This is a genomic window from Imperialibacter sp. (assembly GCF_040222815.1).
Classification (GTDB): Bacteria; Bacteroidota; Bacteroidia; order Cytophagales; family Cyclobacteriaceae; genus Imperialibacter.
Window position 1 is genome coordinate 70,060 of record NZ_JAVKCH010000037.1, and the last position, 15,044, is coordinate 85,103.

General features: G+C 46.4%; 14 protein-coding genes. 5 read left to right on the forward strand and 9 right to left on the reverse strand.

Translation table 11 applies throughout. The annotated features are described in order from the left end of the window. Window positions 1-2: 2 nt before the first annotated feature. The 3 genes from RIF36_RS18595 to RIF36_RS18605 all read right to left on the reverse strand — a co-directional run bounded on the left by RIF36_RS18595 (window position 3) and on the right by RIF36_RS18605 (window position 2,762). A complete protein-coding gene (locus RIF36_RS18595) occupies window positions 3-224 on the reverse strand; it encodes a hypothetical protein (protein ID WP_350078804.1) in 222 nt (73 codons plus the stop codon). 142 nt (window positions 225-366) lie between these two features. Further along, window positions 367-1,482: an SO2930 family diheme c-type cytochrome gene (locus RIF36_RS18600; RefSeq protein ID WP_350127046.1), complete on the reverse strand. Its 1,116-nt coding sequence runs from the start codon at window positions 1,480-1,482 to the stop codon at window positions 367-369. Further along, entirely contained in the window at window positions 1,479-2,762 is a 1,284-nt protein-coding gene (locus RIF36_RS18605; protein ID WP_350127049.1) for a parallel beta-helix domain-containing protein, read from the reverse strand. The genes RIF36_RS18600 and RIF36_RS18605 overlap by 4 nt, the downstream gene beginning before the upstream one ends. Before the next feature lie 132 nt (window positions 2,763-2,894). On the opposite strand from RIF36_RS18605, the gene RIF36_RS18610 reads away from it, so the two are divergent. Continuing rightward, a complete protein-coding gene (locus tag RIF36_RS18610) occupies window positions 2,895-3,575 on the forward strand; it encodes a hypothetical protein (protein WP_350127052.1) in 681 nt (226 codons plus the stop codon). Here RIF36_RS18610 and RIF36_RS18615 read toward each other — a convergent pair. Then, window positions 3,527-4,042 carry an MOSC domain-containing protein gene (locus RIF36_RS18615; protein ID WP_350127057.1) on the reverse strand — a complete coding sequence of 172 codons (516 nt, stop codon included), beginning with the start codon at window positions 4,040-4,042 and terminating at the stop codon, window positions 3,527-3,529. The two genes, RIF36_RS18610 and RIF36_RS18615, sit on opposite strands and share 49 nt — an antisense overlap. A gap of 159 nt (window positions 4,043-4,201) precedes the next feature. Here RIF36_RS18615 and RIF36_RS18620 point away from each other — a divergent pair, with 159 nt between their 5' ends. Both RIF36_RS18620 and RIF36_RS18625 read left to right on the forward strand, forming a co-directional pair. Continuing rightward, complete coding sequence (locus RIF36_RS18620) at window positions 4,202-4,675, forward strand: hypothetical protein (protein WP_350096880.1); 474 nt, start codon at window positions 4,202-4,204, stop codon at window positions 4,673-4,675. Beyond that, complete coding sequence (locus tag RIF36_RS18625; protein ID WP_350127060.1) at window positions 4,675-5,454, forward strand: alpha/beta fold hydrolase; 780 nt, start codon at window positions 4,675-4,677, stop codon at window positions 5,452-5,454. Before RIF36_RS18620 ends, RIF36_RS18625 begins: the two co-directional genes overlap by 1 nt. Here RIF36_RS18625 and RIF36_RS18630 read toward each other — a convergent pair. Both RIF36_RS18630 and RIF36_RS18635 read right to left on the reverse strand, forming a co-directional pair. Further along, window positions 5,438-8,560 carry a tetratricopeptide repeat protein gene (locus tag RIF36_RS18630; protein ID WP_350127063.1) on the reverse strand — a complete coding sequence of 1,041 codons (3,123 nt, stop codon included), beginning with the start codon at window positions 8,558-8,560 and terminating at the stop codon, window positions 5,438-5,440. The two genes, RIF36_RS18625 and RIF36_RS18630, sit on opposite strands and share 17 nt — an antisense overlap. Continuing rightward, a complete protein-coding gene (locus tag RIF36_RS18635) occupies window positions 8,553-9,761 on the reverse strand; it encodes an ATP-binding protein (RefSeq protein WP_350127065.1) in 1,209 nt (402 codons plus the stop codon). Before RIF36_RS18635 ends, RIF36_RS18630 begins: the two co-directional genes overlap by 8 nt. 210 nt (window positions 9,762-9,971) lie before the next feature. Between RIF36_RS18635 and RIF36_RS18640 the strand changes: the two genes are divergently transcribed. Then, entirely contained in the window at window positions 9,972-10,535 is a 564-nt protein-coding gene (locus tag RIF36_RS18640) for a YqaA family protein (protein ID WP_350127068.1), read from the forward strand. Window positions 10,536-10,542: 7 nt separating this feature from the next. Here RIF36_RS18640 and RIF36_RS18645 read toward each other — a convergent pair whose 3' ends face one another. Further along, window positions 10,543-11,313, reverse strand: coding sequence for a hypothetical protein (locus tag RIF36_RS18645; RefSeq protein ID WP_350127071.1), 771 nt, complete (start codon window positions 11,311-11,313; stop codon window positions 10,543-10,545). Window positions 11,314-11,395: 82 nt separating this feature from the next. On the opposite strand from RIF36_RS18645, the gene hemH reads away from it, so the two are divergent. Next, entirely contained in the window at window positions 11,396-12,427 is a 1,032-nt protein-coding gene (hemH, locus tag RIF36_RS18650) for a ferrochelatase (RefSeq protein ID WP_350127074.1), read from the forward strand. A 1-nt stretch (window position 12,428) separates the two neighbouring features. On the opposite strand, the gene RIF36_RS18655 is transcribed toward hemH, so the two are convergent. After that, window positions 12,429-13,571, reverse strand: a complete 1,143-nt coding sequence (locus tag RIF36_RS18655) for a cysteine desulfurase family protein (RefSeq protein WP_350127077.1) — start codon at window positions 13,569-13,571, stop codon at window positions 12,429-12,431. A gap of 4 nt (window positions 13,572-13,575) precedes the next feature. Next, window positions 13,576-14,967 (reverse strand): phosphoglucosamine mutase, encoded by a 1,392-nt coding sequence (gene glmM, locus RIF36_RS18660; protein WP_350127080.1) that lies wholly within the window; start codon window positions 14,965-14,967, stop codon window positions 13,576-13,578. Window positions 14,968-15,044 lie beyond the last annotated feature (77 nt).

Consider the following 15,044-nt stretch of genomic DNA (forward strand, 5'->3'; position numbering starts at 1 on the left):
TATCAAAAGTCCAGCTCGAACTCTCTCTTCTTGAAGTATGTATCGAACCAATATTCATAATTGGAATAATCGATACAATCGTCAAGCTCAACGCCGTCGTTGATCAGGCGCATGATACTTTTACCTGGCAGCCACGACAGCAAAGCGTTGGCCTGGCGCATTGGCAACTGAGAAAGTTGAATGAACTTTTTACCGTTAAGGTAGATGGGTTTTAACTTAAACATGACCCTTTTAATTTATTGTGCAAGCATACTATTTTATTTTTCCTAGGACGTTAAAATCATGTTAAAGGTTGGTTAATTTTAACGTGTACTCTCCTGAAAGACAAGAAATTATAGGGAAGCCCCTAAAACCCGCAAAAATAAACTAGAGTGATGGTGCATTCGCCTCCAACTCGGCGATCCATTGGCGAATAAGCGCCACTCCTTCTTTGTGGGGCACAGATCTGCCAAGTTCTGGCATCATGATACCTGGGTTGGTCGACTCCATTCTGAAAACAATTATAGACTCGTCCGGTTTGCCAGGCACTATTCCGTAGAGCCGCCCCCCCGATCCTTTGCCTGCCGCCACGGGTTTTTTCATAATGCCATACTTGCTTCTAGTAGTGACGTCAAAGGTCAGGAATAGCCCCGAAGTGTTGGCGGAGCCTTCGGGGTGATGACAAGAACCACAGTTGGCATCGAGATAGGCCCTGGCGGCCAGATTGACTTGCGTGTGTGCAGAACTCCAGTCAGGAAACTTTTCGACTGTGGAGGGTTCTTCTTTGAGGTTAAGGATGCCCTTGCTTTGCCAGTAGCTTAATTGATTTTGTGTTCCACCTTCCGAATAGGTGTAGTCTCTATTCAGTTGTGAAAGTTTTGGGCCTAGCGGAATCACTGCGTTGGATCGGCCGTGGCAAGTTTTGCATTGATTAACATCTGGCACAGAGTAGCTTACTTTTTGCAGCACGCCATCATGCTCCAGTTCAACATCGATATTGCCGCCAGCTACCTCAAGAAAAGCCTCCGTTTGCTCATCGTTCCAAATGTAGGTCAGTGCCTTCCATTCTTTGTCTGTCTTTTCTATCACTCTTGTTTCCATCAGCTTTCTGCCAGCCTCGTTTTTAGCCGGGTAGTGGAAAGTTTTGATGAGCCTGGTGCCAACAGGGAAATCAAGGGAACCATCGTCTAACACGTTGATTACTCTCTCGGGAGGCACGGCTACAAATCTGGCTTTGTCGGCATAGTCAGAGAACAACGGCATGTTCAGGTCGTAGGGCACAATGCCTTTGGCAGGCACCAGTTCCGATAGCTTTCCGTCGAAAAAGCCGAACTCAGACAGCTTGTCGGGGCCAAGCGAAAGAGGTTGCCTGTTTTGCCGGATATTGTCGTTGTTGGTTCTTAAAGTAGCAGGGGCAGGTTTTTGGTTTGCTTCTTTTTTCCGACCTGAGTCACAGGCAGCAAAAGCAGCAAAAAGGAAGAGGGCAGGAACAAAAAACCTCATAGCGACGCAACTGCTTTCTCCAAAACAACAGCCGGAAGCACAGTTCCAGAACATGTGTGTGCATCAATGTCCCGGTTGCTGTTTTCAAAATCATTGGCTGCGTCCATATTAGCGAAGGATGCGTCACCATTGTCTTGCACGCAGATTACCTTGTCACCTGGCGCAGCCGTAATGCCATCCCACATAATGTCCGGAACGGAGAGCCCGAACTGCCATACCAGCAGATAGCCGATATCACTTTTGAGGGAGGGCAAAGTAAAGCTGTTGCTAATGCTGTTGTCGTGAATAAAGATGCTGGACGGGATAGAGTTGTAATTTTCGTCGGCCTTGTAAGCGGCTTCATTCTGCGAAATCTGGGCTTCGCCGCTGTTCGATTCGTCCATTGCTGCTGCGGCCATCACAAAGTCGTAGCTGATGACAGACACCCCTGCAGTTCTGTTTTCAGATACCTGGTTGTTGAAAATTTCCACCGATGTCATTGCCAATACCATCACGCCGGTGCCAGGCGGCACGGAGGCCACAATATTCCCTTTTGGAGCGAAGTTTCGGAAGTTGTTACTAGTTACTTTATTGTCAAACACCCTCACATTTCCGCCTAATTGAGTGAGGCCCGGCAGGTCGAAAACAAGGATGCCACCAGTGTTGTCGTAGGCCTCATTGTTAAAAACGTCGGCGCTTGTTGTATTCTCAATTTCGATACCGGCCACGTTATTATAGGCTATAGAGTTGCTCACGATCACGTTGTGCGATTGCCCCACATAAATGCCAGCGTCGGAGGCACCGATAGCCACACATCCATCAATCAAAACATTTTTGCACATCACAGGGTAGATTGCATAAGCCCCGTTGGTTTCTTCGGGCTCACCTGTCCACTCCGATTTCACGTTGATCAGCTCCAGCCCGTTGATGTCTTGTATCTTGATGTTGTCGCCAACGGCATCTCTGATCGTCAAGTCTCTGAGCACGATTTTGTTTCCGTTCTGAATTCTCAGGCCTTCGGCTCCCTCTGTTTGCTCGTGAAAGGAAAGAATGGTTTTGTCCATTCCGGCGCCCATAATGGTAATGCTGTCTTTTCCCTCTAAAGTAAGGCTCCTCTTAAATACGTAATGGCCCGATGCTATGATAATAGTATCACCAGCTTCGGCCATGATGAGTTGTGTTTGCACGTCTTGAGAAATATCCTTGTAGTCGGCTTCCTCAAATGGGATGGCCCTGGTAACAGGCTCGCTGCAAGAGGTCACTAACAGGGTAAATAAAGCCAAAGGAAAAAAGTACTTCATGAGTCAGTGTTGTTCAAAATGTTTGTGTCGCAAAATAAAAAATAAAAACGTCAGGACAATTGGCATGGCTGTAGTCATGAATGAAACTCAACTTTTTTCTTTTTACTTACCTTCCTATCTTTCCAAATGCCTATGAAACTTGATTTCGGTGAGATATGGCCTTTTCTGAAAATAGTTGGGGAAGAAGCACCTCAATGGTCTTTCAGTCTGGTGGCGGGAAATTTTGTGAGCGAAAAGGTTCCTCTGACCCTCATACATCAGCTTGAGAACGATCCCTATTATGATGCAGAGATGCTGCCGAATCTGTTTACGTTCAGAGAAATATTTTGGCAGCCCAATGTGTATCCGACATTGAACGCTTGCCTGACGGGACTAAAATTGGTGGCCAACTACAGCAATGAGTTGACCGAAGAGTACGCAAATTCTACCCAGGATACGCAGCAATTGTACGTCCATTTGGTGAAACATATCGGCGAACTCGCCAGGCAGGCGAATGAGCAATTGGCAGGCAGTGAGCAGGCCAATGACCAGATTCCTTCGGTTTTGGGAGAGTTTAGGAAGCAGTCTTTTCCGGTGATCATGCTGTTTATTCACCATCCAATGAACAGGGTCGACTACCGGGAAGATGCCTTGCGAAGAATCAACTTTATGGTGAAAACGCTGATAGAGCAGTATCAGCTCAGGTTCAACGACCTACTGCTGCCTCATTGGGAGCTGGACAGACTTTCTGACTCGAAAAAAACCGACAGCAAGCAGGCCAGCGATCAGTCGCCCGAGCCGTCTTCCGAAACAAACACTGAATCGCCCACCTGAATCACCCCTTCCCGTATTACTTTTGCGGTGATGCCGCCATGGCCCCTCATGGCGTTGTAGCCACCAAAGCCCAATGCCTTCTCCATTTTTGAGCATGGGTGGCACAAGCCAGTCATCTCCAAAACAGCAGTGCCGATGGCAAAGGCTTTATCCTTTAGCGCCAGCAGATTGACTCCCTGTACCACAATATTTCTCCTTAACAACCCCGGATCAACACTTTCTTTGTTCATCATCGAAGCCACAGCTGCCAGATGCTCAGCCTGAATAAGCGTCACTTGCCTGGGGCTGTTGGCCGATCCTTTGAACCGATCGCCCTCCAACCCGTTTCCGGGTGTTGCTTTCACATTTTTGACCGGTAAAACGGCTTCGTTTCTTGCCGGACGAACGCCAATCCATGCGACGGTGCCTTTTTGGCCGAAGTGTCTCATCAGCTCAGCCATCGGCGTATTTTCATTTAGCTCTTTCACGGGAGGGTGGGTAAGGTGAAACGAAGTGGCTCAAACTATTCCAACTAAATTCAATGAAAGACTTTGAATGATAGTAGAATACCGCTTTTGATCGGTAAATTTATGCAATAGAGTTCTATTTTTGTAGTGAGGAAAACATTGAAAAACTTGTTGAATAAGATGAAGAGAGTGATTCTGGTTGTAGTTCTATCAATGGCGTTATCCTGTTTTACCAACGCACAAACGGCCCCGCCCATCCCCCCATTCCAGCATGTGAGTGTCGAAACAATTGACTATTCGGGCATCAAGGATATGTTTCAGGTGAGTTTGTACGCCAGAAGATGGCTTACCATAGAGCAGTTTCACCTGATTGGAGATACCCGGGAGAATTGGGATGCCGAGATCAGGCAGGACTCCTGCAGTGTAATGACATTCAAACTTGAGACACACGAACGGATAAGTGGAAAATACCATACGTCGTTGTACCTGGTAGACTGCAAAAGTGATACTGTTTATCAGAGCGATGGCAAGGCGATGGGTTCTTCACCGGCGCAAGGTTTCCAATATGCGGCAGAGGCTGCTCTTAAAGACTTTAAGAAGGATTGGGAAAAAGGTCAGGAGCCGACAAAAAAGTCGAAGAAAAGGAAGAATTAATGTCCGTTATTCATTTTGCTCATTCCAATGGGTTTACAGCGCTCACTTACCGCTATTTCCTTGAGCAACTAGCGCCACACAATGTGCAATATTTGGAAAAGTTTGGGCACGACGAGAGGTTTGAGCCCAGGTTTTCCTGGACGCCACTAACCAATCAGCTCATCGAATCAATTGAGAAGCAACGAAAACCAGTTATTGGCCTCGGTCACTCTCTTGGGGCCGTGGTTACACTAAATGCCTACTATAAGCGACCAGATTTGTTCAAAGGGTTGATCATGATGGATCCACCCTTTTTTGGCCAAAAAATGCGTCTCCTGTTATTAGGAGCCAGGATAATGGGTGTTTCCGGCAAGCTTGTGCCCCCAGCCGTAAAAGCAAAAAAGAGAAAGTCGGAATGGGAGAGTAAGGCAGTGGTAGCGGAAAGCTTCAGAACTAAACCACTGTTCAAAGATTTTCACCCCGAGGCTTTTAAAGACTATATTGAACACGGTCTTGTAGAGACGGAGCAGGGCAGGGCGAAACTGGATTTTTCCACCAAAGAGGAGTATAGGATTTTTAAGCACACACCATTTTCATTGGGAAGCGGGAAGATTGATGTACCAAGTTTTTATCTCTACTCCAACCGCTTTGAGATCGGTTCTGCATCTTCCATTGAGGAGCACAAAAAGAGGTTCAAACAAACTGAGTTCATCGCTGTGGATGCTGGTCATATGTTTCCAATGGAGCAGCCAGAAAAAACGGCGCAATTGGTAAAAGACCTTATCAAACGGGCAATGTAATTGTGAAGCGGCTGCCGTTGTCAGGTTTGCTCATCACTTCAATGCTACCAGCGTGTCGTTCAATAATGCCAAACGTGATAGACAGACCCAACCCGGTGCCTTTTCCATAGCCTTTGGTGGTGAAGAAGGGTTCAAATATTTTGTTCTGAATGTCGTCCGACATGCCGCAGCCGTCGTCTTCCACATAGATCTTTACCTTATCGGCAAAACCTTCGGTTCTGATGATTACGACGCCTTTTTCGGCCACTGCGTCCAGAGCGTTCGAGATAAGGTTCATAAACACCTGATTGATTTGGCCGGGAAAGCATTCAACAGGCTTCATCGAGTCGCCGTATTCCTTCCTTATGCGAACCCTTTTTTCTTTGATCTTCGGAGAAAGCAGCACTAGTGAATTGTCGATACCTATATGAAGGTTAGTCAGCTGCTTATCGCCCTTGTCGTTCATGGAGAAGGTTCGCAGCCCGTGGACAATTTGCGACGTTCTAACGGCCCCCTCACGAATCGCCTCCACCACCTGGAACATGCCCTCTTTGGTTTCATTGAAATACAGTTCCTCTTTAAGGGCGGTTATTTCCTGCAAAAAAGCAGGTGAAATATTTGTTTCATCTGATTCTTCCAGCTCAGCGTACTTGTTGAGCACGGTAATAAGGTCTTGCAGGGAATTCTTGAGCCCGTCCACGCCTGCATAAACAAAGTTGACGGGGTTGTTGATCTCGTGTGCAATGCCAGCAGTAAGCTCACCCAGTGACGCCATTTTTTCAGCTTGAATGAGCTTCGCTTGCGCAGCCTTCAACTCCATCAGCGCTTTTTCAAGGTTGTGGGTCTTTTCAGCAATTTGTTGGTAAGCAGAGGCATTCTCAAGGGCGATGGCTACGTGCAACGCCAGGCTTCTCAGTATATTGACCTGATAGGTTTGGTACTGCTCAGCTTCCAGATGCTGAACCGTTAACACACCTATGCGCTTATTTTTCACCACAAGTGGGAGATAAATCACCGACCTGTAAACCGAATGGTTGGTAGAAAATCCCACAAAATCGGGTTGCAAGGTGGTATCGAAGAAAATTTCTTCCCTTGAGTTTTCAAGACAAGCAATGGCCGGGTGATCGGCCTTTTTATGAGAGACATTTATTTTTTCTATTGAAGCTGAGCCTTTGCTTATTACCTGAAACCTCAGCTTGTGGCTGTCTTCTTCAAAAAGGCCTACTCCGACAATCGAGTAGTCCATCAGGCCATGTATATACCTGAACACAATTTGCACAATATCACTTACCGAAAGGTGGGAGTTGATCTCTTTGGCCACCTCACTGAGGCGCTTAATATCATTGTACGACTCTTCCAGCTTGTCTTTCTGAGTTTCAATTTCCTCTTTTTGGTAGTTGATTTCTTCGTTCTGGCCCTGTAGCAGTTTCTTAGCCCGTGCGTTGATGCGGTAGCTCCTCAGAATAAGGAACAAAATGACCAATACCAGGGAGGTGACGCCGATGAAGAAATTTCTCAGGCTTTTGATTTTGGTCAGCTCAAGATCCTGAATGGCCTGCTCCTGAAGGAGAATTTCGATCTCTTTCTGGTTTTCTTTTTCTTCCAGCTCCTTTTTCTTGAGAGCAAGGTCTTGAATGAACTTGTTTTTTTGCAACAACTCTATGTCATTGTCTTTGTTTTGTGCCTCTAGTCTGGCCTGCTCCAGTTTAAGCTTTTGCTCTTCCTGGATTTTCTCTGCGAGCTGTTTCCCCAGAATGATTCGCTGGATTTCATTGTCACGTTGCAGCAAGTCAATATCCCTTTGCTTTTCCTGAGATTCGAGCTGAAGCTCTTTCAATGCCAGGTCTTTAATTTCCTTTTCTACCATCAGCAGCCTGATCTCGTTCTCTTTTTTGTCCAGCGTAAGTAGCTGATTGAGCTGAGACTTGGCATGTCGTTGTCGGTCAGTGGAAATGGAATCGGACAACCAGGCAAATTTTTTGAAGTATCCCAGAGACTGTTTGTAATCGCCAAGATGTTCGTGAATGTCGGAAAGGCGCTTATAGGTGACAATAAGGTCTTCGGACTTTTGTGGGAGCTTCTCGCCAATTTGAATGGCAGTTTCAGCAAATGTTCTTGCTTTTTCCCACTGATCCATTTTCATGTAGGTGGCAACTACCTCGTTGTATAGCGGAAGTGTTTTTGAGGGAGTCTTTCTTGCTTCATTCGATTTGATGGCTTCGAAGAAGTAGTTCAGCGCTCTGGAATTGTCGCCCATATCATGGTAAATGCTCCCGATATTTGCCAGCAGCACCATGTCGCCCACATAGAATGGATCATTGCTATGATGCTTCAGGTCGAGTTCGAGCGACTCTTTGAAGTATTCCAGGGCCAACATTTTTTCATCCAGGTACTGATAGAGGTAACCAATGTTATTCAGGGCGGCAATGATGCCGGGAGCATCCTTTGAAGCCTGGTAAATGGACAACACCTGCAGGTCGTAAGCCAGGGCCAGGGTGTGCTTCTTTTCGTCGATATGCAGAAGGGCAAGCCTGCGTAATAGCGTCAACTCAGCTTGCTTGTCGTCGCTGCTAATCAGGTGAAGCATGAGTTGGTAGTTCTCAATCGCTTTCTGGTTGTTGCCAGCCAGCTCAAAGGCCCTGGCAGCCTTTCCCAGGCTATACTTCATGCCCAGTGTGTCGCTGATCTCTTTTTTCTCCTCATAGGCCTTCATGAAATACACCCAGGCTTTTTGTGGCACTTTCCATTCATCGTATAGCTCACCGATAAGGTCGTTGCTTTGCGATGCTTCCATTTGTTTGCCAAGGAGTTCAAACTCCCTAAGGGCGACGAGATAATGATTGAGCGAGGAGGCGAATTGTTCTTTTTGCTTGTAGCTGTCGCCGATCACTATATTGCTTCTGGCTATGAGGCATCGGATGGCCCTCGACTCCGCCATGGCGAGTGCATTGTTACCATAAAAAATTGCTGAGTCCAGTCTCTTTTCGGAGAGGGCTATTTCTGCTTTTAGCAAGAAGGAAGTCGCCTTCAGGCTGTCTTCTGTATAGGGATAGGGAGTTTCTTGTGAGAAAGCAGTTTCCCACACAAGAAAGATAAGAATGAGCAGTATGTAGGCTTTCTTAAGCAATTTCTTTTTGGGTTACAACCTCATACAGAGGAAGGTATACTTTTACTTTGGTTCCCTTATTCACGCTGCTATCGATAATAAGCTGTCCATGCATTTTTTCTATGAACTCCTTGCCCAGCCTGAGACCCAGGCCTGCACCTTTTTCATTCATAGTGCCCCTTCTTGGCTCGCTCCACATATTTCCCTTCAGTTTGTCGATCAGTTCTTGTGGAATGCCTACCCCGTCGTCGACAATTGAAATGATGACTACATCCTTTTCTTTACTGAACGAAAGGTGTATTTCCCCTTTTTCGTGAGAGTACTTGATAGCATTGCTGATCAGGTTCCTCAGCACAAGACTTACCATGTTTTCATCCACCATTGACCATAGCGGGTGTCCATCAGTTTCCATGACAATTTGGATGTCTTTCTGTGAGGCCAGAAAATCGAATAAATCCACCTGGCCTTTGGCTACCTTCACCAGGTCAGTTTTTTTGTTGCTGATTTTAATATCACCTGTTTGCGACAATGACCAGTGAAGTAGGTTGTCGAGCAGTTGGGTAACGTGTTGGAGGTACTCCTTTGCTTTTTCGCCCAGGTCATGCACTTTTTGCTCATCAAGCTGATGCTTAAAGCTGAGCATAATTTCGAGCAGGATGTTTAGTGAAGCGATAGGCAGTTTCAGATCATGAGAGATGATCGAAAAAAATTTGTCCTTGACTTCATTGAGAGTGGAGAGCTCCTTATTTTTCGTGGCCAGCTCCTGGGTGCGTTCAATCACCTTTTGCTCCAGATTAGCCTTGGCCTTGCCCAGGTCGTCGATCAGGGCTTTGTTTTGAGTGCTGAGTTCGTATTTCTGTATGGCGTTGTTGAGGGTAAGCAGCAAGTGGTTGGAATCCCACGGCTTGAGTATGAACTGGTAAATACCTACCTCATTGACCGCTTTGAGTATCACGTCAATATCGCTGTAGGCAGTGAGAATCATCTTGATGGAATCGGGCGATATCTGGTTAGCTTTCGATAGGAAATCGATGCCAGTCATGCCAGGCATTCTTTGGTCAGAAATGATCACCTGAACCACCTCAGTCTTCAAAATAGACAGGGCCTCCTCCGCTGAATTGGACGTGATTACCTTGAAATTCCTGAAAAAGGCATTGCGAAATACGATGAGGTTGTTCGACTCATCGTCTACATATAAAATAGAATACTTTTTTTCTTGCAAGGTGGTTTGATTAGGTAGTTGCTAAGTATTAAACATTCAGACGGAAAAGAACCCCCATATTGTTACAAAACTTTAGCTTCACTACCGTCTTTTTTGTGTTTGGTTACCCTGTGCAGCGACATTTTTCATTCTATCCATACTTTTTTTGGGCAATGTTGACAATAATGGACAAACTAACTTTTATGTTTGCCCGGGAAGAATTGACCAAGTATGAACAGACAAAGTTTTCTGCTACAGCATCTTTTAAAGGGCCTGGCCTGGTTTGCTCTTTTGGTGATAGCTTACCTTGTAGTGAAACGTTATGTGGATGTTGACTACCTGGATTGGCTGTCTCCCATATACGAAAAGCCGCTGTACGTATTTTCAATATTCACAGTCTCCGAGGTTGTGGTGGGCATCATTCCACCCGAGGTATTTATGATCTGGTCGCTCAGAGAAGGAGTGGCAGCCATTTATATCTCTAACGTTTTGATTTTGGCCACGCTTTCCTATGCTGCAGGAGTGATCGGGTACTTTATTGGCTCCTACCTCAATCAGACCCAGTTCTACAAAACCCTCGAGAAAAACTTTTTTGGTAAGTACACCACCTACCTGGACGAATATGGCGGCTTTTTGATCATTGTCGCTGCGCTCACACCACTACCTTTTTCAGGCATTTGCATGCTAGTGGGCGCCTTGAAATATTCGTTCAAAAAGATGTTGCTATTCTCCCTTACCCGGTTCATACGCTTTAGTGCGTATGCTTATATTATCTGGGCCGCCCACTATTTTTAATTAACTTCTACTTCATCGAGTTAATTTTATTGATTATCGCCACATAGTCTTCAACATCCTTAGGCTTGATCTTATTGGCCTTGGCATACGCTTTTAATTCGGTTTCTTTTCCAGGCAAAAGTGAGAACACATTGGAGTTCTTGCCTTTGCTTAGCTCAATAGCTTTGCCATTTACGATGGAGAGATAAACCGGTTTCTTCAGAATTTGATCATTCTTGTTGCCGACATTCAGGGCTATGTTGTAGTCCGCCTTCTTGATTGTGATCTTTTCGTAAGAATAAAGCGGCACAGCTCCGTCAACGATTACCTCCAGAAAAATATTGGCGGGCATATCGTCGCCGCTGCCCTTTAGCTGATTCACGTTGACATACCTTTGGTACTTATTGGTAGAACTTTTCAGGTCAAAATATTTTACTTTATTTCCGTCCAATCCTCTTACACCATCATCATAGTTGATCTCAATAAGGTTGCTTCTCAGGTCATACCTTATAACCAAACCCTCATAAACTTTTGGGGCCATAGTCAACTCAAATTTACCTTCCCTGAATTCGGAATCCAGATAGAAGTCTCCTTCGAGCGATGCCGGCGGCAGGGGTATTCCGAAAGTGGCCGTGTTGGGGTTGACAACGGCAAGGCGGTCAACAGCATTTTGCTTTTGCAGGTATTCGTTGCCTGATGTGGAGGCTGTACTTCCAACATTTGAGCCCTGGGCGAAGGATGAAGAAATTGCTGTAGAAAATAAAAGTGATAGCGTTATTTGAGCTACGTGTTTTCTCATGATTGCATTTTGTTTAACTAAATTAATTAAAAGAATTCGACAACCATCCTTAAAAAATCCTGTTAGTCTATAAATTTGAAATATGAATAACAAGAAAGGGAAAAAGGGAGTGTTGCTGGTCAATTTAGGAACACCAGATCAGCCAGATACCCCTAATGTAAGGAAATACCTGAGAGAATTTTTAATGGACGGCCGGGTAATTGATATTCCTTTTGTACAAAGGTGGATGCTTATTAACTTTATCATTGCTCCCTTTCGTGCGCCTAAGTCAGCGGCAGAGTATCAAAAGCTGTGGGATGAGCGTGGTTCGCCGCTTAAATATTATGGGGAAGACGTCAGGGACTTACTTCAGAAAGAATTGACCAAAGATTACGTGGTTGCACTGGCCATGCGGTATCAAAACCCGAGCATAGCATCGGGGCTGGACGAGTTAAAGAAAGCTCACGTGAGCGAAATAATTGTGGTGCCTCTTTTTCCACAATATGCCTCCGCCAGCACTGGCTCAGTGGCTGATAAAGTAATGGAGCTTGTTCGGAAATGGCAGATTATACCAAATATTCGTTTCATCAATCAGTTTGCCGACGACCCACTGTTCATAGAAGTGATTGCTCAGCGGGCAAAAAAATGGATGGAGCAGCATGACTACGATCACTACTTATTCAGCTATCATGGGTTGCCCGAGAGGCAGATTCTCAAAGGATCGGTTGGTTCCCAGTGTCAGCTGGGCAAGTGTTGCAATAGCTTCCACGACAAGAACCGGTATTGCTACCGGGCCCAGTGCTTTCTTACCTCACGGTTGATTGCTGAAAGCCTGGGTATTCCTGAAGACAAATACACAGTTGCTTTTCAAAGCAGGCTGGGCAAAACCCCCTGGATACAACCATACACTGACGAGAAGCTGGTAGAGTTTGCTGAAAAAGGCTACAAAAAAGTGCTCGCCTTTTCTCCGGCTTTTGTATCGGATTGCCTCGAAACAACTGTTGAAGTCGGCGAGACCTACCATGAGCAATTTTTAGAGGCCGGCGGGGAACGCTGGGACTTGGTGGAAAGCCTCAATGATCATCCCCTTTGGATACAATGCCTCAAAAACCTTGTGATGGAGAAAGCTTCTTAGGTCAGGCCCTGACGGCCACAAGCTCAGTCAGTTTTTGAACAGTGAAGTCGATGTCCTGCTGGGTGGTGAAGCGAGAGAAAGAAAACCGGATATTTCCCCGCATGGGATCTACTCCCAAGGCACCCAACACATGTGAACCCACATTGGAGCCACTGGAGCAAGCGCTGCCACCAGATGCCGAGACTCCTTCTATATCAAGGCTGAAAAGAAGCATGTCATTGTCTTCGTTGGGAGGAAGACTGACGCTGAGCACGGTGTAAAGGCTATTAGCCAAATTGGCGGAGTCGCCGTTAAAGGTGATGCCCTCAACGCTGGCGGATAGCTGGCGGATCATGTTTTCTTTCAAGCTTTCCATGTGCTTTCGGTGCTCGTCCATATGCTCGTAGGCAAGCTCCAACGCTTTGGCTATGCCGATGATACCCGGAACGTTTTCAGTGCCTCCCCGCATATTTCTTTCCTGCGCTCCACCGTGAATGAAAGGGTGAATCTTGCAGTTATGGTTGATGTGCAGGAAGCCAACACCCTTTGGCCCGTGAAATTTGTGAGCCGCACCCACCATCATGTTCAGGTTAAGCGCTTGTAGGTCGTGCCGGTAGTGTCCAACTGCCTGCACAGTGTCGGTGTGAAAAACAGCCTTGTACTCCTTAGCTAGCTGACCTATTTTCTCAATATCATTCAGGTTACCAATTTCATTGTTGGCATGCATCAGGCTGACCAATGCCTTGCCGGGATGGTCTCTCAGAAATGCCTCCAGGTGATCAAGGTTCACATGGCCTTTTTCGTCAAGCTCCACATAGGTTAGGTCAATTTTGCCCTGCTCGTGCAGGTACTCAAGTGTGTGAAGCACAGCGTGGTGCTCGATTTTTGACGTGATGGCATGCGTGAGGCCATAGGCTTCAATTGACTTCGTCAGCGCAGTATTGTCAGCCTCAGTGCCGCCGGAGGTAAAAAAGATTTCCGAAGGCGAGGTATTCAGTAACTCCGCCACTTTTTTCCTTGACCTCTCAATTGCCGACCGCACCGATCGTCCATGCCCATGTATAGAACTTGGGTTGCCGAAGTGCTCGGTCAGGTAGGGCAGCATAGCCTCCAGCACTTCTTTGTCGAGTGGTGTGGTGGCAGCGTTGTCAAGGTATACTCGCATGGCTTCAGATTTTTTCTGAAATGATCTCTTTGATATCCATCATGATTTTGTGAGCCAGGTGCTCGGCCGTAGCCTGACTTTCTGACTCAGAATAAATCCGGATGATGGGCTCGGTGTTCGATTTACGAAGATGCACCCATTCTTTGTCAAATTCAATCTTGACGCCGTCCACAGTATTGATCGGCTGACGCTGGTATTTGTCTCTTATCTCGTGCAATACAAGATCAACATCCATCTCAGGCGAAAGCTCAATCTTGTTTTTCGAAATATGGTAGCTCGGATATTTTGACCGAAGCATCGACACGCTTTTCCCAAACTTGGCCAGGTGGGTAAGAAAAAGGGCGATGCCTACGAGCGCATCCCGACCATAGTGAAGCTCAGGAAGGATCACTCCGCCATTGCCTTCGCCACCAATCACAGCGCCGATTGCTTTCATTTTTTCGACCACATTCACTTCGCCTACGGCAGCCGCTTCGTATTTCTGACCATACTTCTCAGTCACATCTCTTAGCGCTCTGGTGGAGGAGAGGTTTGAAACCGTTGCCCCAGGCTTTTGCGACAGCACGTAGTCGGCGATAGCCACCAGGGTGTATTCTTCGCCGAAAGTATTGCCGTCCTCGCAAATCAGGGCCAGGCGATCCACGTCCGGATCCACCACAATACCCAAATCAAACTGCCCATTTTCTATTTCACCGCAAATGTGGGTAAGGTTCTCAGGCAGTGGTTCAGGGTTGTGAGGGAAATGGCCATTGGGTTCGCCGTAGAAAACTTCGACACGGTCTACTCCCAATTTCTTCAGCAGCATTGGTACTGCTATGCCTCCTGTGGAATTCACTGCATCCACAGCAACGGAGAAGTTGCGTAGCCTGATGGCTTCAACATCTACCATCGGCAGCGCAAGAATTTTTTCGATGTGTTTTTCTATGGTGCCTTCTCTGAAGGTGTAGCTACCAAGTTTTTTAACGTCAACGAAGTCGAAGGCCTCTTCATCCGCAATCGATAAGATGCGTTCGCCGTCACTTCCAGAGAGAAACTCTCCCTTACTGTTAAGCAGTTTAAGCGCATTCCATTGTATCGGGTTGTGGCTGGCAGTGATGATGATTCCACCCCCTGCGCCTTCTTCCACCACCATCATTTCAACGGTCGGTGTAGTTGAAAGCCCGAGGTCAATGACATCGATGCCAAGCGACTGTAATGTAGACGCCACGAGGCTGGAGACGATTTCGCCGGAAATCCGTGCATCTCGCCCGATCACCACCATTGGATGAGCCTTTTGTGTCAATAGCCACTGGCCATAGGCTGCTGCAAACTTAACAGTATCCAGAGGAGTCAAGCCGTCGCCAACTTTGCCGCCGATCGTTCCTCTGATTCCAGATATTGATTTAATTAAAGTCACTTTTCCAGGTTTAGTTACTTGCGGGCGCAAATTTACTGAAAAAATACCGTGATAAGATGGTAGAATTCAAAGATAAT

Bases quoted from the DNA above. Each gene is read 5' to 3' on its own strand.
- RIF36_RS18640 (WP_350127068.1), top strand. From the start codon at position 9,972: ATGAACAGACAAAGTTTTCTGCTACAGCATCTTTTAAAGGGCCTGGCC.
- RIF36_RS18625 (WP_350127060.1), top strand. From the start codon at position 4,675: ATGTCCGTTATTCATTTTGCTCATTCCAATGGGTTTACAGCGCTCACT.
- RIF36_RS18595 (WP_350078804.1), bottom strand. From the start codon at position 224: ATGTTTAAGTTAAAACCCATCTACCTTAACGGTAAAAAGTTCATTCAA.
- RIF36_RS18655 (WP_350127077.1), bottom strand. From the start codon at position 13,571: ATGCGAGTATACCTTGACAACGCTGCCACCACACCACTCGACAAAGAA.
- RIF36_RS18610 (WP_350127052.1), top strand. From the start codon at position 2,895: ATGAAACTTGATTTCGGTGAGATATGGCCTTTTCTGAAAATAGTTGGG.
- RIF36_RS18620 (WP_350096880.1), top strand. From the start codon at position 4,202: ATGAAGAGAGTGATTCTGGTTGTAGTTCTATCAATGGCGTTATCCTGT.
- RIF36_RS18600 (WP_350127046.1), bottom strand. From the start codon at position 1,482: ATGAGGTTTTTTGTTCCTGCCCTCTTCCTTTTTGCTGCTTTTGCTGCC.
- RIF36_RS18645 (WP_350127071.1), bottom strand. From the start codon at position 11,313: ATGAGAAAACACGTAGCTCAAATAACGCTATCACTTTTATTTTCTACA.
- hemH (WP_350127074.1), top strand. From the start codon at position 11,396: ATGAATAACAAGAAAGGGAAAAAGGGAGTGTTGCTGGTCAATTTAGGA.
- RIF36_RS18605 (WP_350127049.1), bottom strand. From the start codon at position 2,762: ATGAAGTACTTTTTTCCTTTGGCTTTATTTACCCTGTTAGTGACCTCT.